Source organism: Stutzerimonas kirkiae (assembly GCF_004327335.1).
In the GTDB taxonomy this organism is placed as follows: domain Bacteria; phylum Pseudomonadota; class Gammaproteobacteria; order Pseudomonadales; family Pseudomonadaceae; genus Stutzerimonas; species Stutzerimonas kirkiae.
This window is the reverse complement of record NZ_QJUO01000022.1, coordinates 61586-78821: the sequence shown is the minus strand read 5'-3', so window position 1 is coordinate 78821 and position 17236 is coordinate 61586. Positions and strand designations below refer to the sequence as shown.

The window sequence follows — 17236 nt, the reverse complement described above, 5'->3', positions numbered from 1 at the left end:
AGCACTGGCAGGAGGACGTCCTCATGCAAAGCATCGAAAGCCCGGCAGTCAAGAAGGCCCACGCGCGCCTGCAAGCACTCTCCGACGATGACGAAGCCCGGCGCCTGGCCTTCGTGCGTGAGCGCGCACTGCATGACGAGGTGACGGAAAAGGCGGAGGCAGAAGCCAGGGGGCGTCTGGCAGGCAAGGCCGAGGGGAAAATCGAAGGCCGCGCCGACACCCTGCGTCGTCAGTTGCAGCTCAAGTTCGGCGCACTGCCCGATGCTCTTGAACAGCGCCTGCAAAGCGCCGATGAGGCCAAACTTGCCACCTGGTCCGAGCAGGTATTGTTCGTCGAGCGGCTGGAGCAAGTGTTCGGCGAGGATGCTGTCAAGGGGTAAGGCCAGGGCGCGACCGCCAGGCAGTCCGGGCCCCCGGACACAACGCGGGGTACATCGGCGCCGGATGCTGAGGCTCGAATAGCCGCTCGCTCCGCAGACAGCCCCCGTATGCCGACAGGCATGGCGCTAAATCCTGGCCTCCACCTCCCTGCCCGCCTCGTACACCCCGCGCGCGATAGCGCGGGCCAGGCAGTCCGCCGCCGCCGAGCCCAGCAGCGACAGTTGCACCGGGCGCCGAGGCCCCTCCGGCAAACACCGCGCGCCACTGGCCAGGGCGAATACCGTGTCGCCATCGAACGGCAGGTGCGCCGGACGGATCGCCCGTGCGATCCCGTCCTGGGCCATGATCGCCAGGCGCTTGCACTCGGCCGTGCTCAGTTCGGCGTTGCAGGCCACCACCGCTAGCGTGGTGTTGGCGCCGGCCTGCAGGCGCCCGAGAGATTCCAGCCGCGACAGCTCGGGAATCGGATCACGGTGGCAGGCATCGGTCGGCGGGCGGCGCCGGCCATACTCCCCGTCGATCTCCCAGGGCCAGGACCAGAAGGTCCGGCCATCGTCCATATACACGCTGCCGACCGGGTTGACCGCCACCAGCGCACCAACCACCAGCCCCTCGCCCAGCACCAGCGAAGCAGAACCCAGGCCGCCCGGACGGGTACCCGCCAGCGCCCCGCGCCCAGCACCGACCGCGCCCAACTGGAAATCCTCGTCGGCAGCGGCCAGCGCCTCGCCGCCCCAGCGCCGGTAAGGCGGCTCCAGCCCCCAGTCCTTGTCGCCATGGTTGGCCAGATCGTGCAACACCGCCGCCGGCACCACCGGGATGGCCGGCGTCCAGGGCTGCACACGCACCCCGACATTCTCCAGCGACAGCGCCGCCGCTACGCCATCGGCCGCCGCCAGGCCGAACACCGAACCACCACTGAGCACCAGCGCATGCAACTCGCCGATCATGTTCTCCGGCTCCAGCGCGGCGATCTCGCGCCCGCCCGGGCCGCCACCGCGCACATCCACCCCGGCCCGCCAGGCCCTGTCCGGGCGCAGTACCGTCACGCCACTACGAACACGCTCATCCGTCAGGTTGCCGACCAGCAGGCCGGGTACATCGGTGATCAGGTTACGAGGGCCTGGGTGGTACATACGGAACGCTCCAGCGATAAAAAGGGTTTCGGCAAAGCCAGATGCGTGCCAGGGGGCGCGCTATCGCCCAACAGAGCAGACAAAAGCGCTGGAGGCCGGACGGCTGGACGTAGACGCATTGTCTCCAGCCAGAAAACGGACTGTAGAGCCCGGGCGCGCACCCATAAGCACCGCCCGGGCTGCTGTTTAGCCAGCAGCCTGCCATCGCGCTGGTGAAAAACAGACAAACGGTCGACGACACCCCACTCCGTCACAAAACTGCAAGAACCTTTGCCGACAGGGACTCTGGCGGATTCCAGCGATGCTGGCACAGCGCGTGCTTTGCCCCCGGCACTCTACCAAGAGCGGCCTCCGAACGGGTTACCGGCCACCTGCCACGGCCCGCACACGACATAAGGAATCTGCCCATGAATACCCGCAAAGCCTTGCTCCCCCTACACGCCTCAGGCACTCGCCTGCCGGTACTGGCCAGTGCCATCCTGCTGGCCATACAAGCCCCGGACCTCCTGGCCGCACAGGCCACCGAGGAGGAAGCGGTACTGCCCAAGCTCACCGTAACCGCACAGAAGCGCGTGGAACAGGCCCAGGACGTCGCGGTGGCGCTGACCCCGCTCACCGGCAAGGACCTTCAGGAGCGCGGCATCACCAATATCAACCAGTTGCAGTACCAGACCCCCAACCTGGAGATCGACCCGACCTACGGCAGCGACCAGACCCAGTTCCGCATCCGCGGCGTCGGCCTGCGCGACTATGCCACCAACAACACCTCTACCGTCGGCGTGTACGTCGACGAGGTGGCCTACCCCTTCACCGTGCAGACCCAGGGCCTGCTGTTCGACCTCGACCGGGTGGAAATCCTGCGCGGCCCGCAAGGCACTCTCTATGGCCGCAACAGCACCGGCGGCGCGGTGAATTTCATCACCCGCAAACCTACCCGGGCGCCCGAAGCCGAAGTCAAGGTCGGCTACGGCTCGAATGACTACAAGACCCTCGAAGGCTTCGTCTCCGGGCCACTCACCGACACCCTGCGCGGCCGCCTGTCCTATGCGGGCAAGGATGGCGGCGCCTGGCAGGAAAACCGTGTCACCGGGCAGAAACTCGGCGACAAGGACATCAACGCCTTCCGCGGCCAACTGGAATGGGACGCCAGCGACGCACTACGTTTCAACCTGATCGCCAACTACGGGCGGGACCAGTCCGACAGCCGTGGCGCACGCCTGTACCAGGGCCTGCTGCCACGCAACATCAGCGGCCAGACCAACTACGCCAGCATCGCCCCGGATCGCCGCCAGCACTACACCGGCTGGGGCGTCAGCCCGGGATTCGCCGCCGCCACCGGCCTGTCGCTGGACGACAAGCCGCATCGCGACAACACCAGCAAGGGCATTTCCCTGACGACCGACTGGGCACTGGATGACCACCTGAGCGTGACCAGCATCACCGCCTATAACCGGCTCGACCGCAACGAATACATCGACTGGGACGGCTCGGCGATCGCCCAGTCCGACGAGTTCTTCGACACCGTCATCAAGGTGTTCTCCCAGGAACTGCGCCTGGCGTCCGAGGGCAACGGCCCGCTGGACTGGGTCGTGGGCGGCTACTACGCCCGCGAGCGCCTGGACGAGCAGTTCTTCTCGGACTTCTCCGAGTACCGCGGGCTGGGCAATATCTACCTGACCGAGTATGGCCAGCGGGCCGAAACCATCAGCCTGTTCGGCCAGGGCCGCTATGCCCTGGCCGACGACTGGACGCTGGTGTTCGGCGTGCGCCAGGAGCACGAGCGACGCACGCTGAACGACTACGTCACTGGCTACCTGAACGACCGTGCCCCGGCACTCGACCAGAGCCTGCGCAGCGACGAGACCTCGGCCAAGCTCGGCCTGGAATGGCGCCCCGCCGTCGGCCACCTGCTCTACGCCAGCATCAGCCGTGGCGTGAAGTCCGGCGGCTTCACCACCTACAACACCAACGCCACCCTGGCCAGCAGCCTGACCGAACCCTTCCAGCCGGAGAAACTGCTGGCCTACGAGATCGGCTTCAAGAGCGACCTGACCCAGGCGCTGCGGCTCAACGGTGCGGCGTTCTTCTACGACTACCGCGACCAGCAGTACCAGTCCCAGGTGTGGATCAACCAGGATGTCGGCAACGTTGGCCGCCTGATCAACATCCCCCGTTCGGAAATCTGGGGGGCGGAGCTGGAGCTGCAATGGCAGCCGCTGGCGAACCTGAACATTTCCCAGTACATCGGCTTCAAGGCAGGCCGCTACCAGGACTTCCAGGGGCTGGACAGCAGTGCCACGGCAGCCAATGGCTATGCCTTCCCGGTGTACAACAATTTCGACAACGACAATCTGACCAACTTCCCGGAAACCAGTTACGGCGGCGCCCTGCGCTACAACCGTGTGCTCGGCCCGCTCGAATGGACGGGCAGCTTCGACTACGCCTACCACGACACCCTGAACAGCAGCACGACGGGGCGCAGTACCAACCATTACTGGCTGGCCAACGCCCGCCTCGCCGCGGCCCCGCAGGGTGGAAACTGGGAGCTGGCGCTCTATGCCCGCAACCTGTTCGACAAGGAATACGACCTCTACAAAGGCTCTTTCCTGTCCAACGCGCAAATGGCCCATTCGGGCGAGCCGCGCAACTTCGGCGTCGAGGCGACCTACCGCTTCTTCTGATCTTCGCGGCCTGCGGGCCGCGTTTCTCCATGGAATCCCCCCATGCCCTCTCACACCTTCGGCCGGCGGCAGGCCTTGCGTCTGCTGGCCGGCGCCGCCGCTGCGCCGTGGTTCCTGCAATATGGCAGGGCCCTGGCGGGCCAGGACTATCCCTTCGGCCTGGGCGTCGCCAGTGGCGACCCGGCCCACGACGGTTTCGTGATCTGGACTCGCCTATCGTCGCTACCGCTCTATCCCGGCAACGAAGAACGCTTGCCGAACCGTGTTCCATTGACCTGGGAGGTGGCCGAGGATGCCAACTTCCGGCGCATCGTGCAGCGTGGCCAGAGCAATGCGCTGCGCCTGCTCGGTCACGCCGTGCACGTCGAACTGCACAACCTGCGGCCGGGCCGGGAGTATTGGTACCGCTTCATCGCCCTGGGCGATGTCAGCCCCAGCGGCCGGGCCATCACCCTGCCCTCGCCGACGGCCAGCCCCGAACGCCTGCACCTGGTGGTCGCCTCCTGCGCCAACTGGGAACGCGGCTATTTCAGCGCCTATCGGCACATGGCCGAAGAGCGTCCCGACCTGACCCTGTTCCTCGGCGACTATATCTACGAATACAGCCTGCCGACGGGCGCCGCCGACCTCGTTCGGCCCTATGGCGCAGCGGAGGCCACCGACCTCGCCGGCTATCGCTACCGCTACGCCCTGCACCACAGCGATCCGGATCTGCAGGCCCTGCACGCCGCAGCCCCGTGCCTGGCGACCTGGGACGACCACGAAGTGCAGGATGACTATTCCGGAGAGCACGCCAAGGATCCAGCCGTACGCCCAGCCGAATTCATACGCCGCCGCGCGGCCGCCTACCAGGCGTTCCTGGAGAACCTGCCGCTGCGCCGGCCCGCGCGTGAAGCGGACGGGCGGCCGCGCATCTACCGCAGCTTCCGCTATGGGCAACTGGCCAGCCTGCCAGTGCTGGACGGTCGGCAGTACCGTTCACGGCAGCCTTGCCCTGTCGCCCCGCACCATGGCAAGGGCCACCTGGAGCCGGCGACCTGCCAGGACTTGCGCGACCCCAGGCGAACGCTGCTGGGCTTCGCCCAGGAGCGCTGGCTCTACGATCAGTTGCGCAACAGCGACAGCCGTTGGCAACTGATCGCGCAGAACCTGCTGGTGGCGCCGCTGCGCATCCCCGCTGCGATGCCGGACGAAGACCGCTACTGGACCGACAACTGGGACGGCTTCCAGGCCGCCCGCGACCGCCTGCTGGAAAGCCTGCATCAGAGCCGGGTGGCCAACCCGGTGATTCTCAGCGGCGACTATCACTCGTTCTGGGCCAACCACCTGCACCTGCGCGCAGAAGACCCGCAGTCGCCACGGGTCGCCACCGAACTGGTCGGCACCTCCATCACCTCGAACGGCCCGAGTTACGAGAGCGTCCAGGCGATCATGCCGGTCAACCCGCATGTACGCTTCTACGACAGCCGCTCCCGTGGCTACCTCTCTCTCGACCTCGACCGCACCCGGCTGGAGGTGCGCATGCAAGCCATCTCCGAACGCGCCGATCCCCACGCCAGCCTCGCCACGCTCAAGCGCTTCAGTGTGGAAAGCGGTGACCCTCGACTGCACCCCGGTTGAGGGACGGGCGCAGGCAGCCCGTAGGATGGGTTGAGGAGCATCGCGACGATACCCATCGGGGCCGATCACAGATGGGTATCGCTACGCTCAACCCATCCTACGCATTTCCTCCATCCATGGGAGCAGCCTTGGCCGCGAATAGCGCTGCAACCGCCTCGCGGGTAAGTCCGCGCCTACGGATGCGCGGCGCAGAAGACAGCCTGGGCCTGCCGGCTCCCCAGCAGACTGCATGAGGTGCTGCTCAAAAATCAGCAACGCCCATCGTATACATCAATAAAAGCCATAACTTTCAATAAGTTGAGAAATGGCACAGGTCTTGCTCAAGCCCTACCGATGCCCAGCTACGCCACACCCGGACGCGCCAGGGAACCTAGCCGTTCACCAAGGAGCCTTCCATCATGTCGATACCCCATCGCCCCGCCCACCTGGCCGCCGCCATCTTCCTCGCCGGCAGCGGCCTCTGCGCCGGGCTGGCCCATGCCGAACCCCGGGAGCCGCAGAGCGCCGCCGAAGCCGGCAACCCGGCCCTGCCCAAAGTCGTGGTCACCGCGCAGCGCCGCCAGGAGGCGGCCCAGGACATTGGTGCCGCCATTTCGGTGATCGGCGGCGACGAACTCAAGGAAAAGGGCGTCAGCACGGTCAACGACCTGCAACACGCCACCCCGAGCCTGGAGATCGAACCGGCGTTCGGCAGCGGCCAGCCGCAGTTCCGCCTGCGCGGTATCGGCTTCATCGACTACACCTCGAACAACTCCTCCAGCGTCGGCGTCAGCGTCGATGACGTGGCCTTCGCCCTGCCGATCCAGACCCAGGGCCTGCTCTTCGACATCGACCGCGTGGAGGTGCTGCGCGGCCCGCAGGGCACCCTGTATGGGCGTAACACCACCGGCGGTACGGTGAACTTCATCAGCCATCGTCCGACCCGTGACTTAGAAGCAGGTATCGACGCCGAATACGGCTCCTGGAACGCCTGGAGCACCGAGGGCTTCGTCTCCGGCTCGCTGGCGGACAATCTGCGCGGTCGCCTGTCGTTCATCACCGACCAGGGCGGCGCCTGGCAGAAGAACCGCGAAACCGGTCAGGAACTGGGCGACAAGGACAAGCTGGCGTTGCGCGGCCAACTGGAATGGGACATCAGCGACACCCTCGATGCCCACCTGACCCTGCAGCATGCCTACGACAAGTCGGAAGGCCAGGGGCTGCGCCTGTTCGAAGACTACAACCAGGCTGGCCGCCACATCGGCGCCGACAGCAAGCGTCGCCACACCGGCTGGAGCCTGCGCCCGGAGTTCGCCGCAGCGGCTGGAGTATCCGGTGGCGCCAAGCCCCACGTCGACAATACCAACAGCAGCGCCAGCCTGGCCTTCAACTGGCACCTGGACGGCAACCTGCTGCTGACCAGCATCAGCGCCTACAACGAACTGCGCCGCCGCGAACTGGGCGACTGGGATGCCACCGCTTATGCCGACTCCGATGAATATTTCGATGACCGGGTCAGCAGCTTCACCCAGGAGCTGCGCCTGGGCTCGGATGAGAAACAGCGGCTGAACTGGGTCAGCGGCCTGTACTACTCGCAGGATCGGCTCAACGAGAAGTTCAACTCGGATTTCGGCGACCGCCTGGGCTTCATGACTCGCACCAGCTATGTGCAGAAGGTGAAGACCGTCGGCGCCTTCGGCCAACTGGACTACGCCTTCAACGATCGCCTCAAGGGCATTCTCGGCCTGCGCCAGGAGTACGAGAAACGCAGCCTGGACGACTACTTCTCCGGTTTCATCGACGGCACCCAGTTCGACGGCAGCAACGTCAATCCTTTTCCGCAGCACACCTCATTCTCCAACAACGGCACCTCCGGCAAGCTTGCCCTGGAGTACCAACTGTCACCGGCCAGCCTGCTCTACGCCAGCTTCAGCCGTGGCTACAAGTCCGGCGGCTATACGGCGCACAACAGCGGCAACGTGCTGGCGCTGGAGGCCTTCGAGCCGGAGTCGGTGAATGCCTTCGAAGTGGGCTTCAAGAGCGACCTGAGCGACAACCTGCGCCTCAACGGCGCGCTGTTCTACTACGGCTACCATGACCAGCAGGTGCTCTCCACCGTGTGGAGCCCGCAGTCCAGCTCGCTGGTCGGCACCTTCGTCAACGCGCCGCGCTCGCGCATCGTCGGCGGCGAACTCGAACTGCTCTGGCAGCCGCTGCACGGCCTGGAGATCCAGCAGTACCTCGGCTACAAGAAGGGCAAGTACACCGAGGACTTCTTCACCCCCGACAGCGCCAAGACCGTCGCCGCGGGCACGGAGGTGTACGACAACAACAAAGGCGACGAACTGAGCTTCCCGAAGCTCAGCTACGGCGGCTCCATCGCCTACACCTGGCCGGTGGCCGAGTTCGACCTGCGCGCCGAGACCAACTTCAGCTACCGCGGCCAATACAAGCAACTGCTGCTGCTCGGCTCCGACTACAACCTCGACCCCTACTGGCTGGTCAACGCCAACCTCAGCCTGACGCCGCGCAACGGCAACTGGAGCGCCGGGATCTGGGCACGCAACCTGCTCGACAAGGAATACGACCTGACCCGCAACTTCTTCCTGCCCGGCACCAGCGTCGCCGCCGCCGGCGAGCCGCGCAGCGTCGGCCTGCGCGTCTCCTACCGTTACTGAGGGCGCCGCCATGTCACGACGCACCGATCAACTGCACCTCGGCGCCTTCCTCGCCAACAGCGGCCACCATGTCGCCGCCTGGCGCCACCCCGAGGCCCAGGCCGATGCCAGCCAGGACTTCGAGCATTTCAAGCGCATCGCGCAACTGGCCGAGCGTGGCAAGCTCGACGCCCTGTTCATCGCCGACGTGGTCGCGCTGTGGGGCCATCACCTCGATGCCCTCAGCCGCACCGCCCGCGCCGAGCACTTCGAACCGCTGACCCTGCTCTCGGCGCTGGCGGCGGTCACCGAGCGCATCGGCCTGATCGCCACGGCGACCACCACCTACAACGAGCCGTACCATATCGCACGCAAGTTCGCCTCCCTCGACCATATCTCCAAAGGCCGCGCCGGCTGGAACCTGGTGACCTCGGTGGTTGCCGACGAGGCCTGGAATTTCGGCCGCGACCAGCACGTCGATCACCCGGATCGCTACCGGCGCGCCGAAGAGTTCCACGATGTGGTCAAGGGCCTGTGGGATAGCTGGGACGACGACGCCTTCCTGCGCGACAAGGCCAGCGGCCGCTATTTCGACCCGGGCAAACTGCACGTGCTCGACCACCAGGGCGAGCACTTCTCGGTGCGCGGCCCGCTCAACGTGGCGCGCCCGCCCCAGGGCCACCCGGTGCTGGTGCAGGCCGGCGCCTCGGCGGATGGCCGCCGGCTGGCGGCCAGGGTGGCCGAAGTGATTTTCGTCGCACCACAGGACGTCGAAAGCGGCCAGGCCTTCTACCGCGAACTAAAGGAGCAGGCCGCTGGCTTCGGTCGCGGCGCGGACGAAATAAAGATCCTGCCCGGCATCACCCCCTTCGTCGGACGCACCCGCGAAGAGGCCCGGGAACGCTTCGAGGAACTGCAGGCGCTGGTCGACCCGCTGGTCGGCCTGCGCCTGCTGGCCGATACCCTGGGCGAGGACATCGACCTCTCCGGCCACGACCTCGACGGCCCGCTGCCGGACACCCCGCCCGGCCAGCGCGGCAGCCGCCGCGATCAGACCATCGCCCTGGCCCGCCGGGAAAACCTCAGCATCCGCCAGCTCTATCTGCGCCTGGCCGGGGCCAACCCGGCGATCGGCACCGCCGAGGATATCGCCGACCTCTTCGAACACTGGTTCCAGTCATATGCCTGCGATGGCTTCAATGTGTTCTTCCCGGTGTTCCCCGGCACCCTGGAGAGCTTCGTCGAGCAGGTGGTTCCCGAACTGCAGCGGCGCGGCCTGTTCCGCCGCGAATACAGCGGCCGCACCTTGCGCGAGCACCTGGGGCTGAAACGCCCCGCCAACCGTTTCAGCCAGGAGCAGACCGGCCCATGAAACCCACCCCCTGGCGCCTTGCCGGCGCCCTGATCCTGGCCCTGGCGGCACCCCCGGCCAGCGCCCTGAATATCCTGCTGAGCAATGACGACGGCTACGACCACCCCAACCTGCGGGCGGTGTACGACGCACTCAAGGCCCGCGGCCATACGGTGAAGATCAGCGCGCCCTACCGCGAACAGAGCGCCCGTGGCGGCGCCTTCTTCTATGGCCGCGAGGTGCGCATCGGCCGCGACAGCGACCCGGCCTACCCCGACAGCTACTACCTCACCACCTGGGAAGACGGCTTGTGCCAGAGCCCCGCATGCGCCGGCAAGGAAGTCCGCGTCGAGATCAGCGGCACACCGGTGATGGCCATCCTGCTGGGGCTGGAAAAGATCCTGCCGGACCCGGACCTGGCCATCGTCGGCCCCAACCCGGGCAATAACCTCGGCCCGCTGAACAACATTTCCGGCACCTTCAACGCCGCCGCCACCGCCCTGCAGCAGGGTGTGCCGAGCATCGCCGTGAGCGTCGACCTCAAGGAACGGGACAGCGCCCGAGTGGCCGAAATCGTCGCCCGCCTGGTCGACACCCTGGAGCGCCACCGCCCCCCAGGCGAGGCCCTGCTGCCGGCGGGCACCGGCCTCAACGTCAACCTGCCGCCGACCGGCGCCATCGCCGGTATCCAGGCGACCCGTATCGGCAGCAAGCGCCCCTTCGCCATCGTCTACACCGACGACCTCGGCCCGCTGTTCGCGGCCCAGGCCGGCAAGCCGGGCATCAGCTTCGCCGCCGTGCCGGAGGCGACGCCGGCGCAACAGCAGGACGAAGCGGTGTGGCTGGCCAGGGGCTATATCACCATCAGCCCGTTCAGCGGCCAGCCCGCCGAAACCAGCCCACCGGCCGCGGCACAAGCCCTGCTCGGCCTGCCCTACAAGGAGAATGCGCAATGAGCGGACGCCTGCGCCTGGGTTTTCTCAACCGTGTCTACAGCCCGGCTTTCAGCCCACAGGTCTATCAGGATGCGCTGGAGCTGTTCGTGGTCGCCGAGGAACTGGGCTTCGATAGCGGCTGGGTCGCCCAGCACCACTTCGCCTGCGAGAGCGGGCGCCTGCCGTCCCCGCTGCCGCTGCTGGCCGCCGCCGCCCAGCGCACACGGCGCATCGCGCTGGGCACCGGCATCATCGTCCTGCCCCACGAGCCGACCCTGCGCCTGGCCGAGGATGCCGCCGTGCTCGACCTGCTGGCCAGCGGCCGCCTGCAACTGGGCCTGGGCGCCGGCTTCGATCCGCAGAGCTTCGCCGGCTTCGGCCAGGACCTCGAACAGCGCCACAGCGAGTACGACAGCCGTATCGCACGGCTGGCGCAACTATTCGCCGGCGCCGGGCTGAATGCCGCCGGCCAGGTCCTCGCGCCGGCCGCCAGCGGCCTGCTGCAGCGCACCTGGGAGGCCACCTCGCGGGTGGAGCAGGTGGCCGAGCGCGGCAACGGCCTGATCGTCGCGCCCAATCCCAACCTGCCGCCCTCGGCCAGCCTGGCGGCGATCGAACGCTACCGCGCGGCCTGGCGCCAGCCGCAGCGGCCCGCGCGCATCGCCCTGGTGCGCGCGGTGTTCCCCGGCAGTGATGCCAGCGACCCGGACGCCAGCCTACAGCGCGACATCCGCGACTACATCGCGGGCAAGCAGCATATCGGTCGCTACGACGGCGCTGCCACGGAGGCTTTCTCCGCGGAGCTGGAACGCCTCGACATCCTCCATGGCGACCCCGCCGGCATCGCGCTGCGGCTCGCCCACGGCCCCGCACTGGGGCCGGACGACCAACTGGTGGTACAAGTGCAAACCCGCTCGACCACCCTCGACGAAGCGATTCGTCACCTGCAATGGGTCGCCAGGGAGATCGCCCCGGCGCTCGGCTGGCAGCCCGCCAGCACCCAGGCCTCGCCCCAGGAGCTCACCCATCCATGACCCTGCACACCCCGCATGAACGCCCGTTCAAGCTCGGCTTCCTCACCCATGCCTTCGGTAGCGACCCGCGCCAGTCCTACCGTGACCTGATAGAACAGTTCGAGGTCGCCGAAGCCCTCGGCTTCGACGGCGGCTGGATCGCCCAGCACCACCTGAGCGGCGGCTTCGGCCAATTGCCTTCGCCCTTGCTGCTGCTCTCGGCCATTGCCGAGCGCACCCGCCATATCGAGTTGGGGACCGGGGTGATCGTGCTACCTCTGGAGGACAGCCTGCGACTGGCCGAAGACGCCGCCGTGCTCGATCACTTGAGCACTGGCCGGCTGCAGCTCGGCCTTGGCAGTGGCGGTGCCAACCTGAACGTCTTCGCGGCCTTCGGCCACGACCCGGAGCAGCGCCAGGCGGACTTCCAGCAGGGGCTGCAACGGCTGCAGCGGGCGCTGGCCGGCGAGCCGCTGGCGGGCAACGCCCGCCTGCAACCGCCAGCGCCGACGCTGGGCGAGCGCCTCTGGCATTCCCACGGCAGCACCGCAGGCGCGGAACTGGCGGCGCGGCATGGCAACGGCCTGCTGCTCGGCACCGCGACCCACGACCCGCTGACCGTGCAGAAACCCCTGGCGGATGCCTACCTCGCCGCCTGTCAGCGCCAGGACCGTCCGCCTCGTATCGGTGTTGTGCGGGCCGTCTTCCCCGCCGCCGACAGGTCGACGGCGCAGGCGGAACTGGCGGCGGACATCGAGTTGCATGTACCGCGCCTGATCCGCGAGGGGCTGATCGATGAGGCCGCCGACCTGCAACAGCACCTGCGCCTGCTCAATGTCCACCACGGCCATCCCGAGGAAATCGTCCACAGCCTGCGCCACGACCCGTCCCTACTGCCCTACGCCGACTACTTCATCCCACTGGTACAATCGGAAAGATCAACACAGGCCCAGGTCCTGCGCCGGCTGGAAAGTATCGCCCGGGACATCGCACCGGCGCTGGGCTGGATACCGGCGCACAGCGACAAAGCCACTGGGCACCGCGGCCAAGTACTGGGATGATGGCCCTCCCCGCCAGTCCGGAACGCAGCCCATGAGCCTGTCGATCAGTTGGAAGCTGCCTGTCCTTCCCGGCGCCACACAGTATCCCGGCGCCTGGATCCAGGTCGCCCAGGCCGCCGAGTATGCCGGGCTCGATGGCCTGTTCATCCCCAGCGGGCCTGGCTACCCGGAAAGCTTTACCGTGGCGGCGGCACTCTGTGCGCATACCACCCGACTACGCCTGACCACCAGCCTGTCGACCGAAGTGATGCTGCCGGCGGCGCTGGCGGCGGCGGCACAGAGCCTGCAATCGATCAGCCATGGTCGCCTGCACCTGCACCTGCCGGACAGCGAGCAGAACAGTGTACGGCGCACCTTCGGCGAACTGCTCAACCGCGACCAGCGCAACGAGCGTATCGGCGAATACCTGCATATCCTTGGCCACCTGCTGCGCCCCGACAGCAATCCGCTGGATTTTTCCGGGCGCTATTTCCAACTGGAAAATGCCGGCCTGGCCCGCCGCGACATCCCACCGCCGCCCCTGTTGCTGGACGACAGCCATAGCCCGCAACTGATCGCCAGCCATGCCGGCCAGTGCCTGCTGCAGGCCGACCATCCGCAACGCCTCGCGGCCAACCTGGAGCGCTTGCGGGCGGCGGCCGGCGAACAGGCGCGAACCCTAGGCTTCGCCACCCGCCTGGGCCTGATCGTACGCGAAAGCGCCGAGCAGGCCTGGCAGGCGGCCACGGCCTGGCTCGAACAGCAACCTGGCGGCCTGGCGCAGGCCAGCGGCTATGGCGACGCCCGGGTCGTGGGTTTTGCCTCCGCCTCGGTCAGGCGTTTCGAGCTCTACCCCAACCTCTGGCAACCCGTGCCCGGCCAGCCAGCCTTGCTGGTGGGCAGCAGCGAACAGGTGGTGGCCCGGCTGGAGGAACTGCACGCCCTGGGTATCGGCCATGTGCTGCTGGAGGCCTGGCCATCGGTACGCGAGGTGCTGCGCCTGGGCGAAGAAATCCTGCCGCGCCTGAAAGCCAGGGGCATCGATATCGGAGATTCGCTCGCGTGCTGAAACAAGCCCCCGTCGAAGTGAACTGGTTCCTGCCGACCAATGGCGACGGCCGCCACCTGACCAGCAGCGGCCTGCCCAAGGCTGCGCTGTTCCAGCAGGGCGAGCGGGCGCCGACCCTCGACTACCTGCGGCAGATCGTGCGCGCCGCGCAACTGAACGCCTTCGACTCGATCATGATCCCCACCGCCAGTGGCTTCGAAGACCCCTGGCTGATCGCCACGGTACTGGCCCAGGAAGTACAGGACCTGCGCTTCCTGCTGACCGTGCGCCCCGGCGTCGAACTGCCCGCCTACACCCTGCACAAGGCCGTGACCCTGCAGCGCATCTGCGGCGATCGCCTGGCCCTGCACATCGTCACCGGCTCCAGCCGGTTCGAACAGCGCGCCCTCGGCGACTTTCTCGAACACGACCAGCGCTACGCCCGCACCGAGGAGTTCCTGCGCCTGTTCCAGGCCCTGTGGGCCGGCGAAGGGCGCCATCACCAGGGCCGTCACTACCCTACCGGTCCACTGCAACTGGAAACCCCGCAAAGCCCATTGCCGCAGCTCTACTTCGGTGGCGCCTCGGCGGCGGCCCAGCGCGTCGCGGCCAGCCAGGCCCACGTCTACCTGATGTGGGGCGAACCGCCGGCGATGATCGAGGAACGCATCCGGCAGATGCGCGCCCTGGCCGCCGCGGCGGGACGTGAACTGCGCTTCGGCCTGCGCCTGCACATCTTTGCCGCCCCCAGCAGTGAACAGGCCTGGGAACAGGTGGAGCGCTTGCTCGAGGAAATCCCGCGCAATGCCATCGCACAGGCACAACAGCAGCTCGATACCTATGAATCGGTCGGCCAGTCCCGGCAGAACGAACTGCATCGCGGTCGTCAACTGGGGGCCCGCGAGCTGGAAGTCTCGCCCAATCTCTGGGCCGGCGTGGGGCTGGTACGGGGTGGCGCGGGTACCGCACTGGTGGGCAGCTACAGCGACGTGGTGGAGCGTCTCGAAGAATACCGGGCGCTGGGCATCGGCAGCTTCACCCTGTCCGGCTACCCGCACCTGGAAGAAGCCCTGCACCTGGGCAGCGAACTCCTGCCACGCCTGAGGAGCCTGCCGGGCTGGTAAGCCTGGCGGGGCGTCACGGCGGCGGCGGCGGCGGGCGGAGCCAGGCCTTTCAACGTCTTTGCCAGAGCGAATAGCGGCATTTCCCTCCTATCGCGGGCTACCGTATGCACATAGCGACTCTACTGAGCCCTTTGCAAGGGCTATGCCCCAGTTACGTGTTGCATGGGGCGACCCACCGCCTCCTGCAAGCAGTAGCTGGGCTGGATTGTCTGCCGGTAGCGCTCCAGCATTCGACGCCAGCCCAGGTAGTTGACGAGATATTTGGTGGCCACCCCATGAAAACGCACCATCCAGCCCTTCAAGCGACTGTGACAGGCGTTGACGTTCTGGATATGGAAAGCCGCTTCCCGAACGCGTGATCCAGGCCTGGCATGCACCACCTTGTGGGTAATTCCGCTGCGACGCGCAAACGCCGTATAGACCGCCGCACCATCCGAGCAGAGCACCGCCGCTTTATCCACCAAAGGGTTGAGTGCGGCACTCACGTGCGGGCCGTCGAGCTTCTCCAACTGAAAGTCAGCGGTGCGCCCCTCGCGGTCGCGAACGACCAGAACGGGGATCTGATCCGGCCCTGTACCACGTGTCTTGCTCACACCCCCACGCTTGCGCGGCGGGCGCGGCATGTCGCGTTGGCCTTTGAATGACTCCAGGAAGAAGGTCTCATCGACTTCGACGATGCCGGTTTCACGCCTGTCGTGGTGCTCGGCCGCCTGTGCCAGAAAGCGATGCCGCCAGAGGAACGCTGTGTTTTTGCTGATACCGCACTGCCTGGCCGCCTTGCGGACAGTCAGGCCATCAATCAGAGCTTGGGCATAGTCCGGCCAGTGATCGGCTTTGCGTAAGTGCGCCAGCCCAGTGGCGGTCAGGGCATTACAGGTGCATCGACAGGTTCGACAACGATAACGGCGCAAGCCGCGACTCCAGCCCCACGGCGCTAATTGCGCGGCTGGCGCTGCGCAATGCGGGCAGGCGTTCAAGTCCGGCAAGCTGCCTTCAGTCTGTCCTGCCGAGGTTGCTCGTGCAGGGCATGCTGGAGAGCGGACCTTTGCTTGGCGCTGAGCTGGTTCAACTGAACCAGCCAGTGTTGGAACGCTTGGGTATCCATGAGTAGACCTCCTCAGGGGGCACCTACTCTCAGGTTAGTCTTGCAACACGTAACTGGGGCATAGCCTTTGCAAGGCCCCATCCCTGCGGGCGTACTCCATCTGTGAACGGCTTCACGGTCTTCCCTGGCCAGAGTCGATACAGTGCGGGCATCCATCAGCGACAAGGATGCCCGCCGTGCCCGGACAGCCCCTGCTCGACCCCAAGCTCGATGTCATCTTCAAGCGCCTGTTCGCCGAGGCACCGGATCTGTTGGCCAACCTGATCAACGCCGTGCGTAGCAACGAGCCACCGATTGTCGAGCTGCAGGTACTCAACCCGCAGATCGCCCCGGAGGAGCTGACCGACAAGTTCATCGTGCTGGACATCCTCGCCCGCGACCAGACCGGGCAACTGTTCAATATCGAGATGCAGACCCGCAACCACGCCGACTGGCCCTCGCGCAGCCTCTACTACCTGGCGCGCAACCTGGGCCGGCAATTGCAGGCGGGCGATGGCTACCAGCAGGTGCAACCGGTAATCGGCATCCACCTGATGGACTTCGACCTGTTCGAGGAGGAACAGGCCTGCTGGGCCTTCGAACTGCGCGACCGGCAACGGCCGCAGATACGCCTGGACCGCAGCCTGCAACTGCACCTGATCGAGCTGCCCAAGGCCGACCGCCTGCATTCCCAAGGTGGCAGCACTCTGGCAGACTGGATTCTCTATTTGAAGCACTGGCAGGAGGACGTCCTCATGCAAAGCATCGAAAGCCCGGCAGTCAAGAAGGCCCACGCGCGCCTGCAAGCACTCTCCGACGATGACGAAGCCCGGCGCCTGGCCTTCGTGCGTGAGCGCGCACTGCATGACGAGGTGACGGAAAAGGCGGAAGCCGAAGCCAGGGGGCGTCTGGCAGGCAAGGCCGAGGGGAAAATCGAAGGCCGCGCTGACTCCTTGCGTCGTTTGCTGCAACTCAGGTTCGGCGCGCTTCCCGATGCGCTCGAACAGCGCCTGCAATGCGCCGATGAGGCCGAGCTGACCACCTGGACCGAGCGGGTGCTGTTCGCCGGGCAGTTGGAGCAGGTGTTCGCAGAGGATAAGGGGTAAGACCTCGCATGGAGGGTTTCCACGCGGGAGCGCGGGCCCCTCAAAAACGTTTGACCGCCAACAGAGTATCTACGGGCCTGT

At 66.7% G+C, this 17236-nt stretch carries 11 protein-coding genes and 2 pseudogenes; 11 read left to right on the top strand and 2 right to left on the bottom strand.

The features are described 5' to 3' along the window. Nucleotides 1–380 (top strand): annotated as a pseudogene (locus tag DNJ95_RS13000) (Rpn family recombination-promoting nuclease/putative transposase); the annotation flags it as partial. A gap of 126 nt (nt 381–506) precedes the next feature. Here the strand turns inward: DNJ95_RS13000 and DNJ95_RS12995 are convergent. Next, nucleotides 507–1517 carry a P1 family peptidase gene (locus DNJ95_RS12995; RefSeq protein ID WP_131185160.1) on the bottom strand — a complete coding sequence of 337 codons (1011 nt, stop codon included), beginning with the start codon at nt 1515–1517 and terminating at the stop codon, nt 507–509. Between the two features lie 407 nt (nt 1518–1924). On the opposite strand from DNJ95_RS12995, the gene DNJ95_RS12990 reads away from it, so the two are divergent. From DNJ95_RS12990 to DNJ95_RS12950, 9 genes are all read left to right on the top strand, one after another. Beyond that, entirely contained in the window at nt 1925–4198 is a 2274-nt protein-coding gene (locus DNJ95_RS12990) for a TonB-dependent receptor (RefSeq protein WP_131185159.1), read from the top strand. A gap of 42 nt (nt 4199–4240) precedes the next feature. Further along, nucleotides 4241–5818, top strand: coding sequence for an alkaline phosphatase D family protein (locus DNJ95_RS12985; protein ID WP_131185158.1), 1578 nt, complete (start codon nt 4241–4243; stop codon nt 5816–5818). A 398-nt stretch (nt 5819–6216) separates the two neighbouring features. Continuing rightward, nucleotides 6217–8475 carry a TonB-dependent receptor gene (locus tag DNJ95_RS12980; RefSeq protein WP_131185157.1) on the top strand — a complete coding sequence of 753 codons (2259 nt, stop codon included), beginning with the start codon at nt 6217–6219 and terminating at the stop codon, nt 8473–8475. 10 nt (nt 8476–8485) lie between these two features. Beyond that, nucleotides 8486–9826, top strand: coding sequence for an LLM class flavin-dependent oxidoreductase (locus DNJ95_RS12975; protein WP_131185156.1), 1341 nt, complete (start codon nt 8486–8488; stop codon nt 9824–9826). After that, on the top strand, nt 9823–10761 hold the full coding sequence (surE, locus tag DNJ95_RS12970; protein ID WP_131185155.1) for a 5'/3'-nucleotidase SurE: 939 nt from the start codon (nt 9823–9825) through the stop codon (nt 10759–10761). Before DNJ95_RS12975 ends, surE begins: the two co-directional genes overlap by 4 nt. After that, complete coding sequence (locus tag DNJ95_RS12965) at nt 10758–11774, top strand: LLM class flavin-dependent oxidoreductase (RefSeq protein ID WP_131185154.1); 1017 nt, start codon at nt 10758–10760, stop codon at nt 11772–11774. Before surE ends, DNJ95_RS12965 begins: the two co-directional genes overlap by 4 nt. Beyond that, entirely contained in the window at nt 11771–12814 is a 1044-nt protein-coding gene (locus DNJ95_RS12960; RefSeq protein WP_131185153.1) for an LLM class flavin-dependent oxidoreductase, read from the top strand. The genes DNJ95_RS12965 and DNJ95_RS12960 overlap by 4 nt, the downstream gene beginning before the upstream one ends. 31 nt (nt 12815–12845) lie before the next feature. Further along, nucleotides 12846–13862 (top strand): LLM class flavin-dependent oxidoreductase, encoded by a 1017-nt coding sequence (locus tag DNJ95_RS12955; RefSeq protein ID WP_131185152.1) that lies wholly within the window; start codon nt 12846–12848, stop codon nt 13860–13862. Next, entirely contained in the window at nt 13856–14965 is a 1110-nt protein-coding gene (locus DNJ95_RS12950) for an LLM class flavin-dependent oxidoreductase (RefSeq protein ID WP_131185151.1), read from the top strand. Before DNJ95_RS12955 ends, DNJ95_RS12950 begins: the two co-directional genes overlap by 7 nt. Before the next feature lie 140 nt (nt 14966–15105). On the opposite strand, the pseudogene DNJ95_RS12945 reads toward DNJ95_RS12950, so the two are convergent. After that, nucleotides 15106–16070: pseudogene (locus DNJ95_RS12945) on the bottom strand (IS1595 family transposase). 176 nt (nt 16071–16246) lie between these two features. Here DNJ95_RS12945 and DNJ95_RS12940 point away from each other — a divergent pair. Beyond that, complete coding sequence (locus DNJ95_RS12940; RefSeq protein ID WP_131185150.1) at nt 16247–17155, top strand: Rpn family recombination-promoting nuclease/putative transposase; 909 nt, start codon at nt 16247–16249, stop codon at nt 17153–17155. The last annotated feature ends 81 nt before the right edge of the window (nt 17156–17236 follow it).

Excerpts from the sequence above, each read along its gene's own strand:
- DNJ95_RS12985 (WP_131185158.1), top strand. The coding sequence starts at position 4,241 with ATGCCCTCTCACACCTTCGGCCGGCGGCAGGCCTTGCGTCTGCTGGCC.
- DNJ95_RS12960 (WP_131185153.1), top strand. The coding sequence starts at position 11,771 with ATGACCCTGCACACCCCGCATGAACGCCCGTTCAAGCTCGGCTTCCTC.
- DNJ95_RS12975 (WP_131185156.1), top strand. The coding sequence starts at position 8,486 with ATGTCACGACGCACCGATCAACTGCACCTCGGCGCCTTCCTCGCCAAC.
- DNJ95_RS12980 (WP_131185157.1), top strand. The coding sequence starts at position 6,217 with ATGTCGATACCCCATCGCCCCGCCCACCTGGCCGCCGCCATCTTCCTC.
- DNJ95_RS12995 (WP_131185160.1), bottom strand. The coding sequence starts at position 1,517 with ATGTACCACCCAGGCCCTCGTAACCTGATCACCGATGTACCCGGCCTG.
- DNJ95_RS12955 (WP_131185152.1), top strand. The coding sequence starts at position 12,846 with ATGAGCCTGTCGATCAGTTGGAAGCTGCCTGTCCTTCCCGGCGCCACA.
- DNJ95_RS12990 (WP_131185159.1), top strand. The coding sequence starts at position 1,925 with ATGAATACCCGCAAAGCCTTGCTCCCCCTACACGCCTCAGGCACTCGC.
- surE (WP_131185155.1), top strand. The coding sequence starts at position 9,823 with ATGAAACCCACCCCCTGGCGCCTTGCCGGCGCCCTGATCCTGGCCCTG.
- DNJ95_RS12965 (WP_131185154.1), top strand. The coding sequence starts at position 10,758 with ATGAGCGGACGCCTGCGCCTGGGTTTTCTCAACCGTGTCTACAGCCCG.